The following is a 24,740-nucleotide window of genomic DNA, read 5'->3' as shown; positions in this document are numbered from 1 at the left end:
GCAGGTCGGGGGCTCCGCCACAAGGAGCTCTGCCTCCGGGTGGGGTTGAGCCTGGATGTCGAACTCTTGACGCCTAGTTACTGAGTATGCATACTGCGTAACTATGTCAGTGCGGATGGGTCTGTTGGCCCTGCTCGAAGAGGGTCCCGCTCACGGCTACCACCTCAAAGGCGCCTTCGAGGCCCGAACCGGAGGGGTGTGGACCGTGAACGTGGGCCAGGTGTACACAACGCTCGAACGACTTCACACCGATGGCCTGGTCCAGGCCGTCGATGAGGATCCGGCCGATGCCGAGGCGGGGGGTCGGGACCGTCGGCGGTGGCAGTTGACCCCAGCGGGCAAGGGGGCGCTCGACGACTGGTTCGACGAGGGTCCGAGCGCCGAGAGCCCTCCGCGGGACGAGTTGTTGGTGAAGGTGCTGTTGGCCTTCGGCCGTTCCGCCACCGAGGCCTTGTCGGTCGTGGACCGTCAACGGGCCGAGCTCTACCGCCAGGCCCAGGCCCATCGTCGGGCCCGAACCCGGGCCGCCAACCGTCCGGCGGACACCGCCGGTGACCCCCGCGACATCGCCGCGGCCCGGGTGGCCGCCGACCTCATGGCCGAGGCGATCTCGGCCCGCCAAGAAGCCGACCTCCGTTGGCTCGACCACTGCGAGTCAGTTCTCATCTCCAATCCCGAAGGGCGGATCCAATGACCACTCCAACGCTCAGCTTCCGAGCTACCACCAAGACCTACCACCACGGCATCGTGGAGGTACCTGCGGTACGAGACGTCGACCTGGACCTGATGCCCGGCTCGGTCACGGCCATCATGGGTCCCAGCGGTTCGGGCAAGTCCACCCTGTTGCACCTGGCTGCGGGCATGGTGATCGCCACCGCCGGTCACGTCCTGGTGAACGGAGATGACGTGGGGCGGCGCTCCCCCGCCGACCTGGCCCGTCTGCGCCGCACCGACGTGGGCGTGGTCTTCCAGCAGTACAACCTGCTCCCCACCCTCACCGCACTGGAGAACGTCACCCTCCCCTTGGAGCTCGACGGTATGAGCCTGCGCCAAGCCCGGGGCATCGCCGAGACCGCTTTGGAGCGGGTGGGGATCGACCCGCCGCTGGACCGCTACCCCGACGACCTCTCTGGCGGTCAGCAGCAGCGGGTGGCCATCGCCCGGGCCGTGGCCGTGCCCCGGCGCCTGGTGTTGGCCGATGAGCCCACCGGCGCCCTCGACACCCAGACCGGCGACCGCATCATGGAGCTGTTCTGCACGCTGGCCGAGGAGGGGGCTGCGGTCCTGGTGGTGACCCATGAACCTCGAGTGGCCGGATATGCCGACCGGGTGGTGACGTTGCGAGATGGCCGGGTGGTGAGCGACACCGCCAGCCGACCGAGCCGGCCCGCAGATGGTCGTCCCAACACCAACGCCAAGGGCGCCAACCTCACCACAACATCGACCAGCGACGGCTCTGTGAGCCCAAACCACTCGGATCCGTCGGTCGATGACCAGGCCTGGGCACCGGCCGACTCCGCATCCACCTCCGCCCATGGCGACATCGACCCCACCGACTCATCGGCGGTGGCCCGATGAGCTTTGACCACAACCCTCCCCCGCCCCCTACCCAGGGATGGCCGACGCCCGACCAGTCACAACACCGGCCCCCAGCGCCCACCAGGGCCCGGGCCAACTGGGCGCTGGCCTTCCGCCTGGCTCGACGAGAGGTCCGCCGCCATCCCTGGCGTCACGGTCTTGTCACCGTGATGATCTTGGTTCCGGTGCTGGCCGCCATGGCCGCGTTCACCGCCCAGCGAACCACAGAACAGGGAGCCCTCGCGTCCGATCGGTTCAGCCGTGGGGGCCGGATCGCCACGATCACCCTCGACCCCACCCTGGTCGCCGGCGCTGAGCAGGTCGGAACGCCAGACCCGGACGACCCGGCCGCCCCCACCCCCGGCGCCGGGACCCAGTCCACCGCCGATCAGGTCGAGGAACTGCGTCACCTCGCCGAGGAGGCCAGCGACGGGACGGCCACGGTAGAGGCAGTGTGGGCAGGCGCAGACTGGCTCACCACCGATGACACGCAACCCGACGGCAAGGGACCGCGCCTGGTGGGAACCGAGGTCTACGAGGGTCCCGAGCAGTCCCGCTGGCGCGCACGCTGGGTAGCAGAGAGCGGCCACCTCCCCCGTTCGGATGAGGAGATCTTCCTCACCCGAGACCTGGCCGCGGCCGGCGGTTGGAGCGTGGGAGACACACTCACCTCGGGTTGGACCGGGCAGAGCTTCACGGTGTCGGGAATCGGCGTGGCGGGCGATGACGTCGACAAGCTGGCCGCAGTGGTTGGGCACCTGCCCGACACGTACTGGACCGAACGACCCCAGGGGAGTCCGGTCCTGGTCTCTCGCGATCGCCTCGCCAGCGGCGTGCACCGGTGGTCGGACCCCGACGTCCACTTCGATCTGGTGGACGGGGAGAGCCGTCAGATGATCGGCGTGTGGGCGCCCGGCGACCATCGCAGCGCGGTCGTCGCGGCCATGGCGCGGGCAAAGTACACACCCCACAACGGGAGCGGCGATTTCTCGTTCTTCGATGACGGCTATGTGGAGATCCATTCGTCGTCGGTGTCATGGCTCGAAGGCTCCAACATCGCTTCGGTGTTCATCACCGTGTTCATGGCCGGTTTCGCCGCGGTGGTTGCGGTGGTGGCATCGGCCGCCTTCGCCATCGCCTCCCGCCGCCAGCTCAAGGGCGTGGGCCTGCTGTCCAGTGCCGGGGCAGACCCCAGAACCATTCGTTCGGCGCTGGTGCTCCAGGGGGCCATCCCCGGATTGGTGGCGGGCCTGGCCGCCCTGGTGATGGCGCTGGTGAGCATCACCGTCCTGAACTCCCAGGCCACTGCCGAACGTGTCTCCAGCGTGTACGGCGTCGACGTGACCATGCCGGTGGGACGAACCGTGGTGGCCGTTGCCATCGGTGTCCTCGCTGGGATGTTGGCGGCGTGGCAACCGGCCCGGGCCGCCAGCCGGGTCCCGGTGTTGAGCGCCCTGGCTGGCCGACGACCCCTGGGCCCGGTACCCACCCGCATACCGCTCACCGGTGCGGTGGTGGCCGGCGCCGGAACGCTGGCCCTGGTGGTCCTGACCCGAATGATCTCCGAAGGATTGGGCGGCGCGTGGGCCAGCCTCTGGGTGCTGGGTGCGGTGCTGGCCGTGGTCTTCGGCTGCATCGCTCTGGCCCCCACCCTGGTGGCGGTCACCGGCCGGATGGCGGACCGCTTCGGCGGGCTCACGCGCCTGGGGCTGCGAAGCATCGCCAGACACCGCACTCAGGGTGCGGCCACCGTGGCCGCCCTGGCCGTGTGCTTGGCCATCCCGGTAGGAGTGTTGACGGCACGAACCGAGGCGATTCGCACCGCGGGACGCCACGCGTCAATCCAGAGCGGAGCGCTGGTGGTCGAGGGGGACCATGACACCGAGGCCACAAGCGCGGCGGAGCCACCTATGACCGCTACCACCGGCCCCGATGGCCGCATGGTCTCCACGGTGCTCCTGGCCAACCGGCGCGGTCTGGTTGTCCAGATCAACGGCGACCTGAAAACGGCGGAGTCGGCCGCGGCTGCCGCCCGGGTCCAAGAGGTGGCCGGTCCCATGACCCCGATCAGCATCTACGGCCTGGCCGACGGTACCGGCGGCTGGTACGCGGTGGCCGCGATCGACCCGGCACAGGCCGACGGGCTGTTGGTCCCTTGGGCCGTCGAACGGCTCAAGGCCGGTCAGGCCGTCACCATGTTCGGCCGCCCTGGCCCGCTGACCCTGGGCGAAAGTTCCACCGCCGTCACCTTGGATTCTGCGACCGGCCCCGATGGGGGTGGTTCAGACCTTGGCTACGGGCTGGAGGCCGATCACCTCGTCCCGGCGGGGGTGATCGAACAGGTCGCCCCCGACCTCACGCCGCTCAGCACCGTCCTGGCCCGCAGCACCCCTGCCACCGGCAACGAGTACGCCTCCCTCGAAGGGGTGTCGGCCGACACCGGCGAGGTGGTGCCTACCCTGGCCGAGTTGGAGGCTGCCCGCGGGACCTTCGCCGCTCAGCCCGACGGTGGAGCGGGGTCCGATGCGGCCATCGTGCCCACGACACCGACCCAGGCCTGGACCCACATCCTCAACGGCCACCCGGAGGGCAACTACGAACCCGCAGGTCCCCCCAGCGGGTCCACCGCCGAAGACGACGACTGGCAGAGCCGGTGGTTGTTGATCCTGGCGGGAGCCACCGGGATCCTGGCCCTGGGGGTGTTGGCCATCACCCTGTCCCTGCGAGCGGTGGACAGCGCCGATGACCATCGGGCCGCCCTGGCCGCTGGTGCCCCTCCGGCCCGCATGCGACGTCAGAGCGCTTTCGAGGGCGTGGTGTTGTCGCTGCTGGGTGCGCTCTTGGCCCTGCCGCTCGGATGGCTGCCGGTGACGGCGGTGCTGGTGGGTCTCAAGCGTGACGGCTGGGTGGATGCGGGATGGGGCGAGTTTCTCAGCTCACGACTCGTACCCCCGGGCTGGGAGATCATCCCGATCCTGTTGTTGCCGGCCGCGACGGCCGGGGTGTTGTGGACGGTGGTCCCCGCCATCCGCGCCACCCTCAACCGGGCGCCGCGGGATCAGGTGCTCCCCCGAACCTGATCAGTCGGGGACGTACTCGAAGTGGAACCCACCGACTTGGACCGGTGACCCTTCCACTGCGCCCGCCTTGGCCAGGGCCTTGTCCACCCCCAGCTTGCGGAGCCGCTCCTGGACGTAAGCCAGAGCCTCCAGGTTGGTCAGGTCGGACAGGGCCACGGCCCTCTCCGCGGCCCGACCGTGGACCACGAATGCCCCCGAGTCGAGGCGTTCGATGGTGATACCCACGCTGGCGGGACGATGCACAACGAACGGTTCCGGTTCGGGTTCGGCGTGGCGGGCCTGGTGCACGACCTGGGCCATGGCACCGGTCAGATGAGCCAGACCGGTGCCGGTGACGGCCGAGAAGGTGAGTCCCTCGAAAGCGGCGATCGTGTCGGGCTCGGCCAGGTCTGATCGGCTGCCCACCACCAGGCGGGGCCGGTCCAGCAACTCGGGCCGGTAGGCACCCAGTTCGGCCAGTAGCACCTGTTCCTGGGTGGCGGGATCATGACCGGCGGTGGGGGCCAGGTCGATGAGGACTACGAGGGCCCGAGCTCGTTCGACGTGACGCAGGAACTGGTGCCCCAGTCCCTTTCCCTCGGCGGCACCTTCGATGAGTCCGGGGATGTCGGCCACCACGAACTCGACGCCGTCGTCCATTCGCACCACGCCCAGGTTCGGTTCGAGGGTGGTGAAGGGGTAGTCGGCGATCTTGGGCTTGGCCGCCGAGATCCGTGAGATCAAGGTGCTCTTACCCACGTTGGGAAATCCGACCAGAGCCACGTCGGCCAACAACTTGAGCTCGAGGCGCATCCAACGTTCTTCGCCGGCCTCACCCTGTTCGGCGAAGGTGGGGGCCCGACGCTTGTTGGACAGGAATCGGCTGTTGCCCCGCCCGCCTCGGCCACCGGCGGCGGCCAGGAACCGGTCACCGGGGTTGATCAGGTCGGCCAACACCCGCCCATCGAAGTCGTAGACGACGGTGCCCTCGGGTACGGCCACCTCGAGGTCGGATCCTCCATGACCATGCTTCTTCTTGCCTTGGCCATGGGTGCCGCTGACCGCCTTGCGGTGGGGGTGGTCCCGAAAGGCCAGCAGCGAAGCCACGTTGCGGTTGGCCACCAGCCACACGTGTCCGCCCCGCCCGCCATCGCCACCGTCGGGGCCACCTTTTGGGACGTGGGCCTCCCGCCGGAACGACACGCACCCGGCGCCCCCGTCTCCGCCCTTGGCGTTCAGTTGTGCTTCATCGACGAACCCGGACATGGTCCCCGCACACTACCGACCCAACCCCCTGACGCGACGAGGCCCCCGGCCAAGGTCGGGGGCCTCGCGATCTTCCTGCTCACCGGCAGCCCGCCGGCAGCAGCGCTAGGTCAGTACTCCTCCACCAGGTGAACCGGATCGCCGATGATATCGGCCGTCCACGTCGTCCGGTCGGTCACGTCTGGCCTGCCTGGATCATTGAACTCATATTCGATTTTCCACCAATGGTTGTTCGCCGGTGGAGTATATCCAGTCAAATCTACTTCAATGACCAGCCGGTGACCGTTATACCTGCTACCGGTAATGTCTATCGATGTCTGGTTAGTCCCACTCCGGCCGCCGCCTGCCGGCGTGGTGTTCTCGTTGTAGTATGCACTCCAACTCATTTGTTTCGGAGACCATGTGTTTTGACCCGTTGGCTGCAAGATTCTCAGTACAGACCCTCCTTCACCAGGGTCCCACAGTTCAAGCTTTAGCTTCTTACCAGCGTGTTCTGGTTCGATCTCTGCCAAGAAGAACTGTGCGGTGCTCCCGTCCGAGGCCGCGTAGACAGAGATGGCGTCCTTGCCGTAAACGCTGGGGCACAACGCCCACTCTCGGGCATCGCACAAGCCGTTACTAAACCCCTGCGATCCAGCAGCTCCATTCGTATAGCGGGCAACCACACCCCATTGGTTGGAGCCCAACGCCGACCCCGGGACACTGCCGTTACGTGCCTTTAGGATATATCGACCACTAGCCCAACCCGGCTGAATAGTGCACAATCGATTCCACTTGTTTACACTAAGGAACGTATAGTTGTAACCAGATGATGCTGTATAGGTAGTAGGACCGCACACTCTTACGTCGTCAGTCGGCGTGAAAGGAGAGTTCTCTCGCCACAGTTCATAACTGAAGTTCTCACTCCCATTCCCGGTATCTGGAAATGTACCGGGCCGATACTGGGGATCATAGAGAAGAACATCAATGCCAGCAGGCCGACCCTCCGGAGCATCTATGTACAGCTCATATCCGTCCGGACGATATTCAGTGTTGAGTGTTGGCGTGCATACATGTCCCGTGTTGGCACTGAAGTAGCGGCTCTGATGCCGGTCACCCTGGACCTTGGAATAGCAGTACGTATTAATAGCCTGGTTGAGGTATTCTCGCCGTGGCCCCGCCGGCAGCAACTCACCTGTACCGAAGTAGTTCCGGGGGCTTCCAAGAGGTACCGGCAACCGGTATTCGGCAAAGGAGTGGCGAGTGAGGGATATATCGTTGCCACCGAGGTTCTTGAAAAAGAAGCTTCCAACACGCGTATCGGTAATCGACACCTTGAGCCTGCGCTCGTTCGCACTGCTGCGCTGGACCGTAATCGAGACACCGTTGCCAGGTTCGACACCGTTTCTGGCCGCGGCCGCCAACGCATAAGCGGTTGCCTGGCCTTCATCTGGCAGCCAGACCACGCCCGCAAGAGCCGCGGCGTCGGCGGCCTTACGCAGTTGGGCCGCGCGGTTGTACCATGAACCCACATCAACCGAGAAACCAACCATAAGCAGGATCGGAACCAAGGCCAAAGCGAACATCACCAAAACATACCCACGTTGACGCGGGCGCTTTATCGGTGAGACAAGGATGGCGTTACGTCGATGAGCAAATGTTCGAGTCATTGCAAACACCTCAGAGTGGCGTTGGTTCAAGCCGCATCACGGCCGTTCGTTCAATAGTCTGCTGTGCACCCAAGATCGGGAACAGGTTGTCGGTCTTGAGGCGAATGTAGATTCCCAGATACTGGGCGTTATGAAGGGTGTTGTTTCGGCTGGAAGGACACCAAGTCGTGGTTGCAAGCATTCGGTTACTCGTCATACAACCAGTGCCTGTAGCCGGCAACCATGGGTCTGCCGCAAGGGTGTAATTGAAGTTTGATGGCGAGATGTTGTCGAGTTGAGCTTGATTGAGGACCACGCACTCAGATCCGGAGGGGGTTTGCGCGATGCAGCTTGCTGGAGGTGCACCGTTCGCGGAGGTGGCTCGAAACAGAACAACACGATCTACATCATCAAGCCGCCCCCCAGCCGCGAGACTCGCCCTCACCCCGCTCAGAGCCTCATAATCAGCCCTCGGGCTAACAGCCATCGCTGCCCCGGTGCGGGCGCCCGCTCGCCCTGCCTCGGTTGCGACTACTGCGGAACGCCACGCAAGCCCGTAGTCAATAGCTCCAGCTACCAACACCAGCAGAATCATCGATATGAAGGCAAACTCCACCAGAGCGACGCCCCTTGAGGAGCCCGCGCTCCGCTCGGCGCGGTCTTCGTGATGCCTGAGCCTCATCGCTGTCTCGGCTCGATCTTGACGACGGACTGGTCGTCAATGAATCGGCCCTCTCCAAATATTCCCGTGAGCCATTCGTGCCGAATCCTCATATACACTCCCACGTAGTCGGGCCCATTGTAGTTGTTATCGGTCAACCTGTCCTTACGGGTGTCAGGGCACCAGAACCGATCGGGAGACGAGGTATTACATCCGAAGGTAATCTTGGAAGGATCCAAAATATCATTGACGTTGGTCTGAACGGCCAGTGCATGTCTCTGACGCTCAGCGATCTCAATGGTTGCTCGGTCGAAGTCTGCAGGCGTATAAACATTGCAGAGGCCTGCGCGGGGCACTCCGGTCAGACAAGATCCGGGAACTCCAGCTTCTTCCTCATCTGATGGACCGGCACCAAAGCCGGTGGCCTTATAGACCACGATGAATTGGATCGCCGAGCGCGGGATTGCGGCAGACTCTCGGGCAACGCTATTCACTATGTAGAGATCGGCTGATGTGATCTGAGCGTTCGGTTTGGTTGGCGTTTCCCACCTTCCGTTCTGCGCTCCAGCAGCCGATGCTGCTCTAGACGCCGACCTCACAGCATTGGAAACACCCAAGTAGTTCCTCATGTAGAGGCCAGATTCAAAGATGGCCATGAGGAAGAGGAGAAAGATCGGCATAACGAACGCCGCCTCGACCAACGTCACGCCGCGTTGGTGACGCATCCTGGCCCGCGCCCTGCTGATCCACGCCGGGTGTCGGTACGGCATAGCCGCTCGTCGAGAATGCTCAAGCTTCACAATCGTCCCCATCGGCAGTTTGACCCGAGAACCTGAGGAGGACCTCCGATACCAGGCCCTCCCTGCCGCCTCTATGGGAGCCGGAGCACCCTACGAGACGAGGTTCATGGTATCAGCGAAGGTGACACTTGACCAGCAGAAGGGCCACGCATCGTGTAGTAGGACCACGCAACGTGACCAGAATGGGCGTCTTGCTCCACTGCGAAGCGTCAGCCAGAGTGTCACCGTCCGTCCATAGGATCAGCAAGATGGAGCCAACCCGTTTTGCCCTCGCCCATGCGGCCATCGAGGTCAGTAGCGGTTCAGGTGATCTGCCCGGAGGGGCGACAGAGAGAGCCTCGAACACGATCAGCTTGCGCCGGGGGCCACCCGAGCCGAGGGGGCGGGCAACCGTCTTGTCATGGAAGAGCCGGACCGGTTTCGCACCTGTTTCGAACGGGATCTCGACCGGATACAGCACTCCAAGGCGTTCAGGCGCCTGGCCGGAAAGTGCCAGGTGTTCGTCGCCCCCGACGATGACCACCTCCGCACTCGGCTCACCCATGCCATCGAGGTCTGCCAGGTAGCGGTGTCCATCGCCCGCCCGGTGGGTCTCAACGTCGCGTTGACCGCAGCGGCGGCCACCGGGCACGACTGCGGGCACGGCCCTGCCGGCCACGCGTCAGAAGGTGCACTGTCACCGTTCGTGGATGGCGGTTACCACCATGCCGTCTATGGCGCCGACGTGGTTTTGGCGCCCCTCAACCTGTGCGTGGAGACCCTGGACGCCATCCGCAACCACTCGTGGAACCGTCCCGCCCCCATGACCCCAGAAGGAGAGGTAGTGGCCTGGGCCGATCGCATCGCCTACGTCTGCCACGACTTCGAAGATGCGGTGACCGCGGGCATCGTCAAGCCCGAGGACCTGCCCGCCGAGGTAGCCGAGGTGGTCGGCACCACCCGACGCTCCAACTCCACGGATTTATCACCGCCATGGTGGAGACAATCGCCGAGTCCGGGGTCGTCGCCATGCGCCGTCCGGAGGCCGATGCCCTCGCCGCCTTCCGGGCCTTCAACTACGAGCGCATCTACCTACGCCCCGACTCCGTCGACCAGGCCGACCGGGCCGCCCGGCTGATCTCGTCGCTCACCGAGTACTTCATCGACCACCCAGACCTCACCGGTGAGGGCTTAGGTGTCTCCCCTGGTTCAGACAAGGCCCGGTCCGAGGCGGTCCGATACGTATCGGGAATGACCGACCGTTTCGCCAACCAAGCCGCCCTGAACTTGCTCGGTTGGTCCCCCGAGGCCCTGCCCCGCACCTGACGCCGGGCCGCCGACGCCTCGAACCACAGGGACGCTCAACGACACCCGCCGCAAGGACCGAAACGCAAAAGACCCCTGCAACGGCAGGGGTCCTAGCGTTTCGGTCAGCTACGGCCGACCCAGATGTTGGTGGCCTCAGTCGGCGACGGGCAACACGTCTACCAGCTTGCGTCCGGCGCGGCGACCGAACTTGACCTTGCCATCGATGGTGGCGAACAGGGTGTCGTCACCGCCACGGCCGACATTCTCGCCGGGGTGGAAATGGGTGCCACGCTGACGAACCAGGATCGACCCAGCCGACACCACGGTGCCGTCGTAGGCCTTCACGCCGAGGCGCTGTGCGTTTGAGTCGCGGCCGTTCCGGGTGGAACCGCCGCCCTTGGTCTTCGACATGGATCAGCCCTTCGTGATGCCGGTGATCTGGATGGTGGCGTAGTTCTGACGGTGACCCCAACGCTTGCGCTGGTTGGTCTTGTTCTTGTAGGTGAAGCCGGTGATCTTGGGACCACGGACCTCTCCCACCACGTTGGCCTTGACCGAAGCCTTAGCCAGGGCGTCGGGCGAGGACACCACGGTGTCACCATCGACCAGCAGGATCGGGGTGAGGCTCACCTCGCCCTCGGTGACACCGAGGCGCTCGACCTGGAGCTCCTGACCCTCGCTGACCCGGTACTGCTTTCCACCGGTCTTGATGACTGCGTACATGATGCGTTGCCTCTGCGCGTTCGAACGTTGGGCCCCTGGGGCCGGTGGACAAGCCTAGGAGTGAAGCCCGTCCCCGACCAACCCGGCGCCGGGCCAGGTCGGGGACGAGCTCCGAACTCAGTGGCTGAAGTCAACCACCCGACCTGTCCATGTGGTCTGGTCGGTGGTGGTCCCTTGAAATGAGGTGTACTCGACCATCCACGTGGTGTTGGTAGGCGGCGGGTTGTAGCCGGCGAGGTCCACATCGATGTGGAGCAGCCGACCGTTGAAGCGGGAGTTCGAGCTGTCGACGCTCTGGACAGGGCTCGATGACGATCCCACCCCGGCGCTGTCCCAGGTGAAGGACACCGGCACCCAGGTTCCGGCTCCGGACGGAGCAAGGATCCGGATCAACTGGACGCCCTCACCAGGATCGAAGAGCTCGAGATGCAGGGATCGCCCTTCCTCGGTCGCCGGGATAGATCCCGCCGGCACCCGGGTGATCGCCGAAGAACGGTTCAAGAACAGCGGTGTGTCCTCCGCCGAACTGACCACCGGGCAGGTCGGCCGCGACTCACGCCGGCACAGAGCGACGGACGGGTCTGAACCGTCGGCCTGGTAGAGGGCGGCCACCGCGAAGGCGTTCCGTCCATTGACGGCGGGCGTGGTGAGAACTCCACCGTTGGTGACCTTCAACAGGTAGGCACCCGCTGGGTCCGATACCGGGATGGAACACAACCAGTTCCATCGTTGACTTCCCAGGAATGTGTAATCGAACACCGTTTCCGATCCGAAGGTGCGGGTGCAAGCCAGCGGGTTGTCGTTGTAGTCGAGCGGGGTTCGATCCGCCTTGAACAACGTAAAGGTGAACGGCTCGGATGTGGAGCCGGTGTAGTTCAAATCGGCGGTGATCTCACCGCCGGGCAGCGGCTGCTGGTTGAACCGGGCATCCCACACCACAACATCGAGGTCGCTGGTACGGCCGGCGGGCACGTCGATGAGAAGCCGTAGCCGTCAGCTCGGTACTCCGGATTGGCCGGGCCGGTGCACACACCGCTGCTGTAGCCCGTCTGGAAACGGTCACCATTCACCTTGGAAGCACAGAACGTGTTGACCGACAGGTACACACCCTCGTCTGGATGGGTAGGCAAACCTGCCGAAGCCAGCAGGTTTCCGGTGCCCAGGTAGTTGGTGCCGTTGCGCACCCCGAGCGGCCGGGCGGCGGCTGCGGGCGGGCGGACCTGGGTGGTCTCCGCAACGAGGTTCGTGTGGGGGTCGGTGGCTGGTTCTGATCCGTCCGAGCCAACCGAGGCAATGAGAACCGACGCACCCGAGGTGGTGCCGACGGCGGCCTCCAGGCTGAACGGAAGGCTGGCACCGGGAAGCAACGGCTCCGACACAGCACAAGACTGGTGAAGCCCCGAAACCGCGGTACACGAGCCGCCTCCGATCACCGCGGAGTCGGCGGCGATGCCCTTGTCGAACGCCAGATCGAGAACCACCGCCGATGCGGCCACGGTCCCGTGGTTGGTGACCGTTCCGGTCACGATCACGGTCGACCCTTCTTCCACCGTCGCGGCCAGGCCCGAGTCGATGACCACACCCAGGTCGCGCCCGTCGGGCGGCGGCAGCGGGTCGCAGGCCGCGGCGCCCACCGCCACCAAGGCGGCCGTCAGGAAGGCCGTCAGCCTCCGAGGTCTGTGCACGCTAAATCGACTCATCGTGAGGTTGTCCACCGCAGGTCCTTTGTGTCGCCAAGGCCCAGCCATCCGCCGAGCCGATATTTATCTCCCACCGCCCACGGACAAGTCAAGGAAACGACGTGCCTCACACACTTTGAGCGCTTGGAGATGTTTGGTGCCTCACACACTTTGAGCGCATGATCCCAGGCCTGGGAGAAGGCTTGCCTCTTCATGGAAGGCAAGATCGACATGGCTGCTCGACGTCAGGTCACGAACAAGCTGCTGACGCATACCGCAGAGGCTCCAAGGCTGACAAGGGCCAGATCTTGGATCAGGTCGTGGACACCACCGGGATGGGCCGCTCGACTGCTCGTCGTTTGCTGAGTGGCCCTCAGCTCCCAGACCCCAAAGACCAGATCGACAAGCGCTCGGTGAAATCCCGCCTATACAGCGACGACACCCGGCTGTTGCTCGAGCACGTGTGGATGCTCATGGGCATGCCATGTGGGAAGTACTTCGTGGTGATGCGCGACCTGTGGCTTCCTTTGCTCGAAGCGGCCGGCGACTTGGACAAGCCATTCGCCACAGAAGCGGCCCGGGCCGAACTGATGGCGATGTCAGCAGCCACCGTGGACCGCTACCTGCGCCCGGCCCGTGACCGGATGCGGATCAAAGGCATCTCCACAACAAGGGCGGCGCCGAAGCTGCGCAACTCGATCAAGATCCGAACCGTCGGCGACGAACGCGATGACCGCCCCGGAGCGATCGAAGCCGACACGGTCGCACACTGCGGACCGACCTACATCGGTGAGTTCGCCCGCACCCTCACCATGACCGACATGGTCACCGGCTGGACCGAGAACACCTCGATCCGCAACAACGCCTCACTGTGGATCACCCAAGCTGTTGAAGACCTACAGGCCAGTTTCCCGTTCCCGTTGATCAGCTTCGACTCAGACAACGGATCAGAGTTCATCAACCACGACGTCGCCGGGTGGCTCCAAGACCGAGACATCACCCAGACACGATCACGGCCCTACCGCAAGAACGACCAGGCAACCGTCGAGTCCAAGAACAACCACGTCGTGCGCAAGCACGCCTTCTACTGGCGCTACGACACGCCCGAAGAACTCACGTTGCTCAACGAGCTGTGGCCGCTGGTGTCGCTCCGGCTGAACTTCTTCACCCCGACCCGCAAACCCCTCGACTACCGCACCGGCCCAGACGGCCGGCGCCGACGCGTCTACGACGACCCCAAGACCCCCTGGCAGCGCGTCCTCGACGCCGAGATCCTCACCGAGAACCGCATCGCTGAGGTCCAAGCCCGGATCCACGGCACCAACCCCGCCGACCTCACTCGCCAGATCAACCACATCCAGGCCCAGCTCACCGCCGCCGCTAGAGCCAAGACCGAAGCCATCGCCGCAGCGAAGCCCCTCGATCTGGAATCCTTACAACCGTCGATCAACCGATTGACACCCACCAAACGCAAGCCCTCAAGCGCTCAAAGTGTGTGAGGCACCACCAACCCCCACGCGCTCACTTTCCGTGAGGCACCTCGGGAAAAACTTCGATGATGGGTCGACACGAACGCCGAGCCGGAGCTTTCGCTGAGCCTCTCGGCTACTCGCCGATCAGTTCGCGGTCGAAGACCATGCCTCTGCCTTCGCAGGTGGGGCACGGGCCCGACAGCGACTCCATGAGACCCTCGCCGATGCGCTTGCGGGTCATCTCCACCAGACCCAGTTCGGAGATGTCGAAGACCTGGGTGCGGGTCTTGTCCCGGGCCAGCGCCTTGCGGAACGTCTGGATCACGGTCTCGCGGTTGGCTTTGATCTCCATGTCGATGAAGTCGATCACGATGATTCCGCCGATGTCTCGCAGGCGGAGCTGGTGGGCCACCTCCTCGGCGGCCTCCAGGTTGTTGCGGAACACCGTCTCTTCGAGGCTGGACTTGCCCACGTTCTTGCCGGTGTTGACGTCGATCACCGTGAGCGCTTCGGTGCGTTCGATGATCAGCGAACCGCCCGAGGGCAGCCACACCTTGCGATCCAAAGCCTTGTGGAGCTGCTCGTGGACGTGGTGGGTCTCGAAGATGGGCAGGTCGCCGTGGGCGGCGGGGTCGTAGCGCTCGACCCGGTCCACCAGCGCCGGGGAGAAGCTGCGCACGTAGTCGCGCACCTCCTCGAACAGCTTGTCGTCGTCGATGACCACCTGGCGGTAGTCCTGGTTGAACTCCTCACGGATGACCCGTACCGCCATGTCGGGCTCCTGGTAGAGCAGGGCCGGTGCCTGAGAACGGGCGGCCAGGGCTTCGATCTGGGACCACTGGGTGGCCAGGCGTTGGACGTCTCGTTCTAGTTCCTCGGCGGAGATGCCTTCGGCCGCGGTGCGCACGATCAGGCCGTGTCCCTCAGGGCGCACCTTGTCCAGGACCGTGCGCAGCCGCTTGCGCTCGTTGTCTGGGAGGCGCTTGGAGATCCCGTAGGTGGTGCTGTTGGGCACCAGCACCACGAACCGTCCCGGAATCGACACCTCCTGGGTGAGGCGGGCGCCTTTGGCTCCGATCGGGTTCTTGGTGACCTGGCACAGGATCGTTTGACGGGCCCGCAGGATCTGTTCGATCCGGACGTCTTCGGCCTTGCCCTCGAAATCGTCGGGATCCAGACGGGTGTCACCCCGGTACAGCACTGCGTTCTTGGGGGTGCCGATGTCTATGAAGGCCGCCTCCATGCCCGGCAACACGTTCTGGACCTTGCCCAGGTAGATGTTTCCGTGGATCTGGTTGATGCCGTCGGTCGGGCGAGACACGTAGTGCTCGATCAGCGAACGCCCCTCGAGCACGGCGATCTGGGTGGCGGCGGGCTGGACATGAACCGCCATCAGGTATCGCCCGACCGGCCGTCCCTTGCGCTCGCGCCCCCGGCGTTTGCGCAGGGTCTTCTCGTCGAGGTTGATGGGGGCGTCGTCGGTCACCGCCGTGACCGGTGGGCCCGCCGCTCCCCCGCGGCCGCCACGGCGCCGGCCTGGCTCGCCCGGGCCGCTGGACCCCGCCGCGCCTCCCGCGGTCGCATCCTTGGACCGTGGGGAACCACCGCTGGGCCCGCCGTTGTTTCGGCGAGCGGGCGTCTCGGAACCGGCGGCGCCAACGGGAGCTTCGTCGGTCATCTCGATATCGGCAACGCCTCCGGTACCGGTACCGGCACCACCACGGCCACGTCCACCCCGACGCCGCTTGCGTTTGGGCCCCTCCCCGCTGGCGTCAGCGGTGGCAGGTCCGTCCGCCCCACCCACAGGACCGACCGGAGCCGGCCTGGTGTCGCCGATCTGAGGCTTCCGAGGTGGTACCGCGGCGTTGGGCGCGGTGGACTCGACCGGCGCCCGACTCTCCCTCGCGACCGCGGCCTTGTCGACATCGCTACGACCCTCGACCGAACCGGGCCCGATAGCGGACCCAGAACGCCTGGGCTGGCTCCCCCCGGGTGAGGTCGACGATGACGAGGGCGATGCAGGACCGGTCGATTCCCGACGGTCGCGGGCTGGTGTTGCGCCCGTCGACTCGTCGGAACCGGACCCGACCTCGGACCCGGTCTCATCGACGCCTTCGGGACGGGGTCGGTTGCGGTTGCGTCCGCCGCGAGAACCACGTCGCCGTCTCTTGGCCGCGCCTTCACCCGTTCCCCCGTCTGTGGAGGGCCGGGCATCGGGACCCTGCGAGCCCGAGCGGTCGGGTTCGGCGGCTTCCTCCGAACCCGTTGGGGCATTCACCTTCGGCGGGGTGGCACCGCTCTCGCCGGCTTGGTTCGGCCTCGGCGAGGCGACCGCACCGCCGGGGTCGCGTTCGGCCTTGGTTGCCGACTCTGGTTTTGGGCCGGACGGTGGGGTCGAAGCCTGGGGCGATGTTTCAGTTGGGGGTGTCGGGCTGGAGCCGGGAACCGGCTGTTCGGGATGGGGCCCTGAGTCCGTATCGGACATGTTGGAGATCCTCTCTCATGACGCACGCGCCTCGGCGTGCGGCGCCGACGCGGCCTCGGCACGAACCTCGAGGGGTTCATGCCGGGCGCCGTCGAGCAGCATCCACTGGTTGGTGCGCCGCACCCGGCCTTCCTCCCACGCGGGGTCGAGCACGGCGATGAGCTCGCCGATACGCAGACCGCGTGGCTGGGTGGCCAGGTGGGCACGAATCTGGGTTCCGGCATCGGTAGGACCGACGACGGAAAGATCGAGAAGGTACGGGCGGACGTCGTCGGTCACCGACTTGCCCTTGCGTTCACGGGTGACCGAGATCTCGTCTGCAGCCAAGGCACGTTCGATGGCCTCGGCCGCGGCCGAAGGTGAGGCACCGCGGAGCTCCACCTCCCAAGAACAGCTCACCACCGCCTGTTGGAGCGACTCCAACGAGGTCGAGATGACCCCGATGGCGGTGACGTCTATCCCAACGGGCAGCGCGTCGGTCAGTGGTGACACGAGACCGTCCAGGTCGGACTCGGCTGGAGCGTTGGGAGCTTCGGTGTCTATGTCCACGTCCAGGTACTCGGCCAGCGACTCGTGACCGGTCGACAGGGCCAAACCGAAGTGCATCCGCGGTCGGGGCGAGAACCCCTGGGAGTACGCCACCGGCAGACCGACCCGGCGGATGGCGCGCTCCCACACTCGGGCCAGGTCACGGTGACTGGTCCAGCGGATCTTGCCCACCTTCTGGAAGCGGATCCTGATTCTCATCGCCGCGGTCTCACCCGCTCGCACCGGCAGCGACCGCGGCATCGGACCGGGCAGGCCGGGTGGCCAGCAGGGTTACGGGGACCTCGCCCCCGACGGTCAGATCCTGACCGGTGCCCTGGGATCCACCAGCGGGGGGAACCGCCGAGGCCACCACGTGCTCCACGCCGTAACCGGTGCAGGCGCCGCAGTCGTAGCAAGGGGTCCAGCGACAGTCTTCGAGGCCGACCTCGTTGAGGGCATCGCGCCACTCCATCCACAAGAAGTCCCGGTGCAGGCCCGCCGAGATGTGATCCCAAGGCAACGCCTCGTGCTCTTCACGATGGCGATAGACGTACTGCTCCAGGGTCAGGCCTTGGCGCTCGAGGGCGTCCAGCCAAAACTGGAGGTCGAACTTCTCGGTCCATTCCTGGAAGGTGCCGCCATGGCGCCAAACGTCCTCGATCACCGCACCCAGCCGTCTATCGCCCCGGCTGACGATGCCCTCGGCTGCCGAGGCCCGAGGGTCGTGCCACTTGAGCTTGACGGCATGGTCGCGACGAAGCTCGTCACGCAGCAGGTTGATCTTGCGCCGTAGCTCCTCTTGGGTGTTCTGCCCGAACCATTGGAACGGCGTGAACGCCTTCGGCACGAAACCACCGACGCTGATCGTGACCGATGGGCTCTTGTGATACTCCCGACCGATGGCGACCACGTTGCGGGCCAGGCTGGCGATGCCCAGCGTGTCCTCGTCGGTCTCGGTGGGCAGCCCGGTGAGGAAGTAGAGCTTCATGCGCCGCCAGCCCTGGGAGTAGGCCGAGCGCACCGCGGCGTAGAGGTCCTCTTCTCGCACCAGCTTGTTGATGACCTGGCGCATGCGCCAGGTACCCGCCTCGGGAGCGAACGTGAGGCCGGTGCGTCGGGCCTTGCCGATCTGCCCGGCGATGCCCACCGTGAAGGCATCTACCCGCAACGACGGCAGCGACACCGACACCTGGCCGCCGAACTCCGGATCGTTGACGGTCTCGCTGACCACCTGTTCGATCCCCGAGAAGTCGGCCGTAGAGAGCGACGTGAGGGCCACCTCGTCGTACCCGGTCCGCCTGAGCCCGTCGGCCACCATGGTCCGGACCTGGTCGGCGGGCCGTTCCCGAACGGGGCGGGTGATCATGCCGGCCTGACAGAACCGACAACCCCGGGTGCATCCCCGGAACACCTCGACGTTCAGGCGGTCGTGCACCACCTCGGTCAGCGGTACCAGTTGCTGGCGCGGATAGGGCCATTCAGCCAGGTCGGGCAGCGTCCGCTTCTCGACGACGGGCGGGGCCGCCGAATCGAGCGGAACGGTCTCGACGAGACGGCCATCAGCGTCGTAGATGGCCTCGTACAGCGACGGCACGTACACACCGGCGATTCCGGCCAGGTCTCGCAGAACACCTAGGCGGTCGGGCTTTCCGGCAACCCTCCAGGCCGCCACCACCTCGGTGATCTCGCCGACCACCTCTTCGCCGTCGCCCAGCACCACGAAATCGACGAAATCGGCGATGGGCTCGGGGTTGTATGTGCAGTGTCCACCGACCCCGATGAGGAGGTGTCCAGGTTCACGGTCGACCGAGCGGATCGGTACCCCGGCCAGGTCGATCAGGTTCACCAGGTTGGTGTACGTGAGCTCGGCCGACAGGTTGAAGGCCATGATGTCGAAGTCGGCGGCGGCACGGTGGCTGTCTACCGAGAACAACGGGACACCCTCCAACCGCATCAGCTCTTCGAGATCGGTCCACGGCGCGTAGGTGCGCTCGGCCACCCCCAACGGGTGTTCGTTGATGATCTCCCGCAGGATCTGAAGACCCTGGTTGGGGAGACCGATCTCGTAGGTGTCGGGGTAGCCCAGCAACCAGGCCGCCGCCTCGGGACGGTGCTCAGGGGTCTGGGCACCGTCTTCGCAACCGATGTAGCGGGCTGGCTTCTGGACCTTCCCGAGCAACGGCTCGAGCCGGTTCCACACAGTCATGACGGCCGGGATTCTATCGGCCCGCAATCGGCCTCGGCTTCATCTTCCTCCATGGCCAAGCGGGATGCGACGGACGCACCTCACATGGGGTCACCGTAGATGCAGTCCAAGGGGCCCTCTACCGCGTACTCCGAGGTTGTGTGGTTGACGGTGAGCGTACCAATAGCTGCGTAGTCGCCGCTGAAGCCCCCGCTCCATGCACCGTTGCCGTCGTAGGCCGTGACTGACATTACGTATTCGGTCAACGGGTCTAGGCCCACGAGAGTGCATGCACTGGTGTAGCCGGAAACCCGAGCCACCTCAACTCCGTCCACATCAATCCGGTACTCGGAGATGTAGCCCCCCTCGTCCGGCGGATCCGCCAATGACCATTCAACGTCCGTACCAAGGTAGCTGTCCGATGCAGTGACCTGTGATCCTGCCGGAAAGGTCGGGGCGCACGCGCTCGCGACGACTGCCAGAACCGCAATGGTCAAGGCCACAAGAAACTTCTTCACAGCTCAGCTCCTCCGAAAAACTGCCGGCGGCCAACAACTCGGCCGTGCCAACCACACTACCTGAGACACGTACAGTGGCAACGCGACCACGCTGCGACTCGCGGCCTTCGGATGAGCTCCGAAAAGAGGTTGGACTAGTGCTGGCGTGGCGGGTCAGGTGAAGCGGCGCATGTGGACGCTCAGGACCAGGCCGATGCTCAGGCACATGGTGAGCAGCGCCGAGCCGCCATAGCTCATGAACGGGAGAGGGATGCCGGTGATGGGCATGATGCCGATGGTCATGCCGATGTTCTCGAAGCTCTGGATGACGATCATCACCATGATCCCCGTACACAACAACATCCCGAAGTCGTCACGGGCCAACTGAGCGGTTCTCCACACCCGCCACGCGATCACACCGAGGCCGGCGATCAGCCCTGCCCCACCCAAGAAGCCGAGCTGCTCACCCACCGCGGTGAAGATGAAGTCGGTGCGCTGTTCGGGTACGAAGGCGTTGTTGGTCTGAGTTCCGTTGAACAGGCCCTGACCGGTGAACCCGCCCGACCCGATGGCCAACTTGGCCTGTTCGAGGTTGTATCGGGCCTTCTCCTCCCTTTCCGAGGTGGCGGCCTGGTCTTGACGGACATAGGTGGTGAGCCGGGCCACCTGATAATCCTTGAGAACGCCTGATGTCAGCACCAACGTGGTGACCACCACCGCCCCCAAGGCCAAGACGCCGAGCAGGCGAGGCCGAACCCCCGACACCAGCAGCAGGGCGAACGCCACCGGCACCGAGACCAGCGTGGTCCCGAGGTCGGGCTGGAGCATGACCAAGCCCATCGGCAAGCCACACAGCCCTAGCAGCATCAGCACCCGGGTGTTGTCGAGATCACCGCGGAACTGAGAGGCCAGGCCCGCGAACCCGACGATCATGCCGAGCTTGGCCATCTCAGAAGGCTGGAGCTGGAACGGTCCGATCTGGAACCAGCCCTGTGTACCGCTGCGGCTCTCACCCACCCCGGGGATCAGAACCAACAACAACAACAGAACCGACCCCCCGTAGATGAAGGGCCAGTAATCCCGCAGCCTCCGGTAGTCGAAGAGGGCGGTGCCCACCATCAACACCGCGCCGATGATCATGAACATGACCACCCGCTTGACGAAGCTGGTGTCATAGGGCGGCACCGGACCACGGGTAACGCTGTAGACCATCAGGGCCCCGAAGGTGGTCACCACACCCACCGCGGCCACCAGCACCCAGTCGACGTGGCGCAACGGCGACGCCGGATTGGTCCGGAAGCTCGCCATCGGGCGGCTGGTGGTCGAGGTGCCTCCCGCTCTCGGGGGCGGGGTGCGGGGGCGATACCGGGTGGCAGCCATCAGTCCGCACCGCCCTGGCCGATGGAATCGGTCCTCGCCGCCGCGGTATCGGCATCGATGTAGCCGCGACGTGGGACCTCGAAGCCGCCCGGTTCATCCTGGACGATCTCGCCGGACGCGATCGGTTCGAGGATCATGTAGGTGGCGGGCGCTGCTGATTGTGAACCGAAACCGCCACCCTCGATCATCACCGACACCACCAGAGTGTTGTCGGGGTTGGGCCCGTAGGCCACGAACAGCGAGTTGTCCCGCTTCTGGTCGTCTCCATCGCCGACCTCGGCGGTACCGGTCTTGCCCGACACCGCGAACGTGCTCATCGGGAAGGATGAGAAGGTGCTGTAGGCGGTTCCCGACGGGGACTGAGTGACGCCTGCGAACCCTTGGAGGAAAGCCGGTCGCCAATCCCGCCAGTCGATGGTGCGGGTGATGACCGCCTCGAACGGCTCGACCAGCACCGCACTGTTGGCCCGCGCCACGTGGCTCAGCACCGACGGCCGGTAAAGCCGGCCCTCGGCGTTGGCCAGGGCGCTGTAGGCCATGGCCGACTGGAGGGGCGTGACCAACGTGTCGAACTGGCCGATGGCCACATCGGCGCTGTAGCCGACCTTCCAACGCCGGGCGTCCTGCCACGACGCCTCGTCGTTGTCGTAGTTGTCCCGGCTGCGCTCCCACAAGGAGTCGGCGAGCTGACGGTTGCTCTCGGGCGTCGGCACCCGGCCAGCGCTCTCACCGGTCAGGTCGATGCCGGTGCGAGCCCCGTAACCGAGCTTCATGATCTCCTGTTGAAAGGCGTCCTCGGCGACATCGCCGTTGGCGCTGAGGTAGTACGCCGCCTCACCGATCTTGTAGTAGTAGACGTCGCTCGACACCGTGAGCGCGGTGGGCAGGGTGATGTAGCCGTGACCGGCTCCGCCGCCCGAGTTCTTCTTGAGGCAGCCATCGGTGTTGCGGGGTGGGTTGCAGAGCTGGTGGGTGCCGGGGTCTGCCACCGCCACATCGGGTTCGATGATGCCCAGGCTCAGCGCGGCATAGCTGGACGCCAGCTTGAACGTCGATGCCGCCGGATAGGCCTCCTGGATGGCACGGTTGGACAACACCTTGGTCTCTGGGTCGGTGAGCTCGGCCCACAGGTCCTGGCTGATGCCTCCCACCAGCTCGGCGGGGTCATAGGTCGGCCACGAGGCCATGGCCCGAACCTGTCCGTTGCGAGGGTCGACCACCACCGCGGCCCCCGAGGTGGCCCGGGAACCCGACCGGGCCAGTTGGGCCGCCAAGGCTTCTTCGGTCTTGTACTGGATGCGGATGTCGATCGACAGGTGAACGTCGTCGCCGGGTCGAGGATCCACCCGCTGATCGATCAACTCCCGCACGATCCGTCCCGCGCTGTCGACCTCGAACACCTGCCGGCCCGGCGTACCTCGCAGGTACTGCTCGTAGGTGGCTTCCACCCCTGACTTGCCGATCTCATCGGCCTGTTCGTAGGGCTTGTCCGGGTCGTTCTTCTCGTCGAAGGCGGCCCACTGTTCATCAGACAGAGGCCCGACGTAGCCGAGGAGGTGAGCGGCCAGGGAACCGTAGGGGTAGGCACGAACGGTCTGACGTTCCACGACCACCGCTGGGAACAAGTGGGCCTGTTCGCTCAGGAAGATCTCGGTTTCCACCGGGATGTCCTTAGCCACCGGTATCGGCCGGAAGTGGTTGAACCTGCTGTCGTTGAGACGGCGCTCGAGGAACTTCACGTCCACCGCCGGTCGAGCTGGCCCGGCATCGGCTTCCTCACCGCTGCCGTCGCCTTGGTCGCCTTGTTCGTCTTGGTCGCCTTGTTCGTCTTGGTCGCCTTGTCCACCTTCGGTCTCATCGACCTCGGCATCTACCTCGCTGTCGGCCCCGCCTTCGCCATCCGCGCTCGGGTCACGGCTCAGCACCGAGGCCAGACGTTCGAGCATGGCCTTCTGCACGGACTCATCTAGATCTCGGTACTGCTGCCAGTCGATGGCCACCACCACCGACACCCGGTTGTCGACCATGACGACGTTGTGTCGGTCCAGGATCCGCCCCCGAGGCGCGGGGATGATCACGGTTCGGGTGGCGTTGTTGGCCACCTGACGCCAGCATCCACCCCCTCGACCACCTGGAGGATCCACAGCCGGGCGAACAACGCCCCGAACAGAGACAGGGCAGCCACGGCCAGGATTCCGAGGCGGTGCCGGTGGTCGGGAGTGGTCATCGGAGGAAGTAGGGGTGACGGGCGTCGGCCTCGTCTTGGCGGGCCCAACGCATGGCCCGCACCACGATCGGTGCCAGGACGGTGTTGACCGCCGCTACCACGACGACGATAGCGGTGAGGGGCGGCCCGGAGAACGCGGCCTGGCCCAGCACCTCGGCCACCAGTGCGTACAGGACCATGCCCGCGGCGGAACCGAGGGCCACCACGACCGGGCCGATCCAGGGCGCGGAACGCACCACCGAGGAAGCCACCGCCCCGACCGTGTAGCCAACCAGGGTGTAGACGAACGCCGACAGCCCCAGCGGGGTCGACAGCACCAGGTCATATGCCAACCCGGCGGTGAACCCGATTACCGCGCCACGGTCGGCGCCGCACACGAAGCCACCGACCACCGCCACCAGGATCATCACATCGGGCCGCGCCCCATCGAAGGAGAAGCGCGAGAAGAGCGAGACCTGGAGCACGAGAGCGGTGAAGACCACCGCTCCCAGGCGGGCCGGAATCACTTTGGCGGATCCTTCAACACGACCTTCACGTAGACCGAGGCCAAGTCTGCCAGCGGCTCCACCTCCAGGGTCGTGCCCTGACCGGGCACGACGTCGACCTTGGTCACCTTGCCGATCTTGAGGTCCTTGGGGAACGGTGATCGTTCCACACCGCTGGTGTAGACCCAGTCCCCCACCTTGGCCCGGTTGACCTCCACCGAATCGATGAGCAATGGCCGATTGCGGCCCTGGCCCTGAGCCACGGCACGGGTTCCGTCGGCCAGGCGCACCCCGACCTGGAAGTCGGCCGTGGTTATCAGCGTGACCGTCGAGCGGCCGCCGCTGGTGGTCTTGATCCGACCGTACACAGCGTTGCCGGTGGTCACCACCGCCATGCCAGCTTTGACCCCGTCACCGCTGCCCTGGTCTATCTCCACCGACTGGTCGAAGTTACTGAGCGGAGCCGACACCACCTCGGCGGTTAGCAGCCGGAGACCCTCCACCGTCACACCGTTGAGTCGTTCCAGGTCACGGACCTTGGCTTTCAGGCGCGCTATGTCGGCTTCTTGGCCGGCCACCGCCGCCAGCTCCGCTCGCAATCGGTCGTTCTCGTCCTTCAGGTCCCCGTACCCGAAGGCGCCCTTCCAGCCGTTGGAGAACGGCTCCAACATGGCATCGGCCCCCGAACGGACCGGGCTGAAGACGCTGGCCAACACGTTGCGGATCGGCCGCAACGGCCCGGTACCGGGCAGGTCGAGCACCAGCAGCGACACCGCGGTCAGGAGCAGCAACCCGAAGGT

20 protein-coding genes and 2 pseudogenes are annotated in these 24,740 nt (G+C 65.5%); 5 read left to right on the top strand and 17 right to left on the bottom strand.

The window, feature by feature from the left end; all coding sequences use genetic code 11:
* The first annotated feature begins 103 nt into the window (after nucleotides 1-103).
* The 3 genes from IPG97_01815 to IPG97_01805 are packed head-to-tail and all read left to right on the top strand — an operon-like array spanning nucleotide 104 to nucleotide 4,658.
* Entirely contained in the window at nucleotides 104-694 is a 591-nt protein-coding gene (locus tag IPG97_01815; GenBank protein MBK6855320.1) for a helix-turn-helix transcriptional regulator, read from the top strand.
* On the top strand, nucleotides 691-1,578 hold the full coding sequence (locus tag IPG97_01810; GenBank protein ID MBK6855319.1) for an ABC transporter ATP-binding protein: 888 nt from the start codon (nucleotides 691-693) through the stop codon (nucleotides 1,576-1,578). The genes IPG97_01815 and IPG97_01810 overlap by 4 nt, the downstream gene beginning before the upstream one ends.
* Nucleotides 1,575-4,658, top strand: coding sequence for an ABC transporter permease (locus tag IPG97_01805; GenBank protein ID MBK6855318.1), 3,084 nt, complete (start codon nucleotides 1,575-1,577; stop codon nucleotides 4,656-4,658). The genes IPG97_01810 and IPG97_01805 overlap by 4 nt, the downstream gene beginning before the upstream one ends.
* Here IPG97_01805 and obgE read toward each other — a convergent pair whose 3' ends face one another.
* From obgE to IPG97_01785, 4 genes are all read right to left on the bottom strand, one after another.
* Nucleotides 4,659-5,903, bottom strand: a complete 1,245-nt coding sequence (gene obgE / locus IPG97_01800; protein MBK6855317.1) for a GTPase ObgE — start codon at nucleotides 5,901-5,903, stop codon at nucleotides 4,659-4,661.
* Nucleotides 5,904-6,013: 110 nt separating this feature from the next.
* Complete coding sequence (locus IPG97_01795; GenBank protein ID MBK6855316.1) at nucleotides 6,014-7,468, bottom strand: hypothetical protein; 1,455 nt, start codon at nucleotides 7,466-7,468, stop codon at nucleotides 6,014-6,016.
* A gap of 94 nt (nucleotides 7,469-7,562) precedes the next feature.
* Nucleotides 7,563-8,147 (bottom strand): pilus assembly protein, encoded by a 585-nt coding sequence (locus IPG97_01790; GenBank protein ID MBK6855315.1) that lies wholly within the window; start codon nucleotides 8,145-8,147, stop codon nucleotides 7,563-7,565.
* 62 nt (nucleotides 8,148-8,209) lie between these two features.
* Nucleotides 8,210-8,899, bottom strand: coding sequence for a pilus assembly protein (locus IPG97_01785; GenBank protein ID MBK6855314.1), 690 nt, complete (start codon nucleotides 8,897-8,899; stop codon nucleotides 8,210-8,212).
* Nucleotides 8,900-9,392: 493 nt separating this feature from the next.
* On the opposite strand from IPG97_01785, the pseudogene IPG97_01780 reads away from it, so the two are divergent.
* Nucleotides 9,393-10,297, top strand: a pseudogene (locus tag IPG97_01780) (HD domain-containing protein).
* 135 nt (nucleotides 10,298-10,432) lie between these two features.
* On the opposite strand, the gene rpmA reads toward IPG97_01780, so the two are convergent.
* From rpmA to IPG97_01760, 4 genes are all read right to left on the bottom strand, one after another.
* Complete coding sequence (gene rpmA, locus IPG97_01775) at nucleotides 10,433-10,690, bottom strand: 50S ribosomal protein L27 (GenBank protein MBK6855313.1); 258 nt, start codon at nucleotides 10,688-10,690, stop codon at nucleotides 10,433-10,435.
* Nucleotides 10,691-10,693: 3 nt separating this feature from the next.
* Complete coding sequence (gene rplU, locus IPG97_01770) at nucleotides 10,694-11,002, bottom strand: 50S ribosomal protein L21 (GenBank protein ID MBK6855312.1); 309 nt, start codon at nucleotides 11,000-11,002, stop codon at nucleotides 10,694-10,696.
* Nucleotides 11,003-11,119: 117 nt separating this feature from the next.
* Nucleotides 11,120-11,974, bottom strand: coding sequence for a hypothetical protein (locus IPG97_01765; GenBank protein MBK6855311.1), 855 nt, complete (start codon nucleotides 11,972-11,974; stop codon nucleotides 11,120-11,122).
* Nucleotides 11,878-12,717 carry a hypothetical protein gene (locus IPG97_01760; GenBank protein ID MBK6855310.1) on the bottom strand — a complete coding sequence of 280 codons (840 nt, stop codon included), beginning with the start codon at nucleotides 12,715-12,717 and terminating at the stop codon, nucleotides 11,878-11,880. Before IPG97_01760 ends, IPG97_01765 begins: the two co-directional genes overlap by 97 nt.
* Before the next feature lie 177 nt (nucleotides 12,718-12,894).
* On the opposite strand from IPG97_01760, the pseudogene IPG97_01755 reads away from it, so the two are divergent.
* Nucleotides 12,895-14,180: pseudogene (locus IPG97_01755) on the top strand (transposase family protein).
* Nucleotides 14,181-14,286: 106 nt separating this feature from the next.
* Here IPG97_01755 and IPG97_01750 read toward each other — a convergent pair.
* The 9 genes from IPG97_01750 to IPG97_01710 form a co-directional block, all read right to left on the bottom strand.
* Complete coding sequence (locus IPG97_01750) at nucleotides 14,287-16,638, bottom strand: Rne/Rng family ribonuclease (GenBank protein MBK6855309.1); 2,352 nt, start codon at nucleotides 16,636-16,638, stop codon at nucleotides 14,287-14,289.
* A 15-nt stretch (nucleotides 16,639-16,653) separates the two neighbouring features.
* Nucleotides 16,654-17,385: a DUF2344 domain-containing protein gene (locus tag IPG97_01745; protein MBK6855308.1), complete on the bottom strand. Its 732-nt coding sequence runs from the start codon at nucleotides 17,383-17,385 to the stop codon at nucleotides 16,654-16,656.
* Between the two features lie 10 nt (nucleotides 17,386-17,395).
* Nucleotides 17,396-19,372, bottom strand: coding sequence for a TIGR03960 family B12-binding radical SAM protein (locus IPG97_01740; GenBank protein ID MBK6855307.1), 1,977 nt, complete (start codon nucleotides 19,370-19,372; stop codon nucleotides 17,396-17,398).
* An 80-nt stretch (nucleotides 19,373-19,452) separates the two neighbouring features.
* The gene (locus IPG97_01735) at nucleotides 19,453-19,869 is read right to left on the bottom strand and encodes a fibronectin type III domain-containing protein (GenBank protein MBK6855306.1); all 417 of its coding nucleotides are present in this window, start codon (nucleotides 19,867-19,869) and stop codon (nucleotides 19,453-19,455) included.
* 153 nt (nucleotides 19,870-20,022) lie between these two features.
* A complete protein-coding gene (rodA, locus tag IPG97_01730; protein MBK6855305.1) occupies nucleotides 20,023-21,228 on the bottom strand; it encodes a rod shape-determining protein RodA in 1,206 nt (401 codons plus the stop codon).
* On the bottom strand, nucleotides 21,228-23,330 hold the full coding sequence (locus IPG97_01725; protein ID MBK6855304.1) for a hypothetical protein: 2,103 nt from the start codon (nucleotides 23,328-23,330) through the stop codon (nucleotides 21,228-21,230). The genes rodA and IPG97_01725 overlap by 1 nt, the downstream gene beginning before the upstream one ends.
* Nucleotides 23,303-23,455, bottom strand: coding sequence for a hypothetical protein (locus tag IPG97_01720; GenBank protein MBK6855303.1), 153 nt, complete (start codon nucleotides 23,453-23,455; stop codon nucleotides 23,303-23,305). Before IPG97_01720 ends, IPG97_01725 begins: the two co-directional genes overlap by 28 nt.
* Nucleotides 23,452-23,961: a rod shape-determining protein MreD gene (gene mreD, locus IPG97_01715; protein MBK6855302.1), complete on the bottom strand. Its 510-nt coding sequence runs from the start codon at nucleotides 23,959-23,961 to the stop codon at nucleotides 23,452-23,454. Before mreD ends, IPG97_01720 begins: the two co-directional genes overlap by 4 nt.
* The gene (locus tag IPG97_01710) at nucleotides 23,958-24,731 is read right to left on the bottom strand and encodes a rod shape-determining protein MreC (protein MBK6855301.1); all 774 of its coding nucleotides are present in this window, start codon (nucleotides 24,729-24,731) and stop codon (nucleotides 23,958-23,960) included. The genes mreD and IPG97_01710 overlap by 4 nt, the downstream gene beginning before the upstream one ends.
* Between the last annotated feature and the right edge of the window lie 9 nt (nucleotides 24,732-24,740).

This window comes from Microthrixaceae bacterium, from assembly GCA_016702505.1.
Taxonomy (GTDB): domain Bacteria; phylum Actinomycetota; class Acidimicrobiia; order Acidimicrobiales; family Iamiaceae; genus Aquihabitans.
The sequence above is the reverse complement of the archived record's forward strand: the minus strand, read 5'-3'. Positions and strand labels throughout refer to the sequence as shown.

Excerpts from the sequence above, each read along its gene's own strand:
- rodA (MBK6855305.1), bottom strand. The coding sequence starts at position 21,228 with ATGGCTGCCACCCGGTATCGCCCCCGCACCCCGCCCCCGAGAGCGGGA.
- rpmA (MBK6855313.1), bottom strand. The coding sequence starts at position 10,690 with ATGTCGAAGACCAAGGGCGGCGGTTCCACCCGGAACGGCCGCGACTCA.
- IPG97_01750 (MBK6855309.1), bottom strand. The coding sequence starts at position 16,638 with ATGTCCGATACGGACTCAGGGCCCCATCCCGAACAGCCGGTTCCCGGC.
- IPG97_01740 (MBK6855307.1), bottom strand. The coding sequence starts at position 19,372 with ATGACTGTGTGGAACCGGCTCGAGCCGTTGCTCGGGAAGGTCCAGAAG.
- obgE (MBK6855317.1), bottom strand. The coding sequence starts at position 5,903 with ATGTCCGGGTTCGTCGATGAAGCACAACTGAACGCCAAGGGCGGAGAC.
- IPG97_01815 (MBK6855320.1), top strand. The coding sequence starts at position 104 with ATGTCAGTGCGGATGGGTCTGTTGGCCCTGCTCGAAGAGGGTCCCGCT.
- rplU (MBK6855312.1), bottom strand. The coding sequence starts at position 11,002 with ATGTACGCAGTCATCAAGACCGGTGGAAAGCAGTACCGGGTCAGCGAG.
- IPG97_01805 (MBK6855318.1), top strand. The coding sequence starts at position 1,575 with ATGAGCTTTGACCACAACCCTCCCCCGCCCCCTACCCAGGGATGGCCG.
- IPG97_01720 (MBK6855303.1), bottom strand. The coding sequence starts at position 23,455 with ATGACCACTCCCGACCACCGGCACCGCCTCGGAATCCTGGCCGTGGCT.
- IPG97_01810 (MBK6855319.1), top strand. The coding sequence starts at position 691 with ATGACCACTCCAACGCTCAGCTTCCGAGCTACCACCAAGACCTACCAC.
- IPG97_01745 (MBK6855308.1), bottom strand. The coding sequence starts at position 17,385 with ATGAGAATCAGGATCCGCTTCCAGAAGGTGGGCAAGATCCGCTGGACC.
- IPG97_01795 (MBK6855316.1), bottom strand. The coding sequence starts at position 7,468 with ATGTTCGCTTTGGCCTTGGTTCCGATCCTGCTTATGGTTGGTTTCTCG.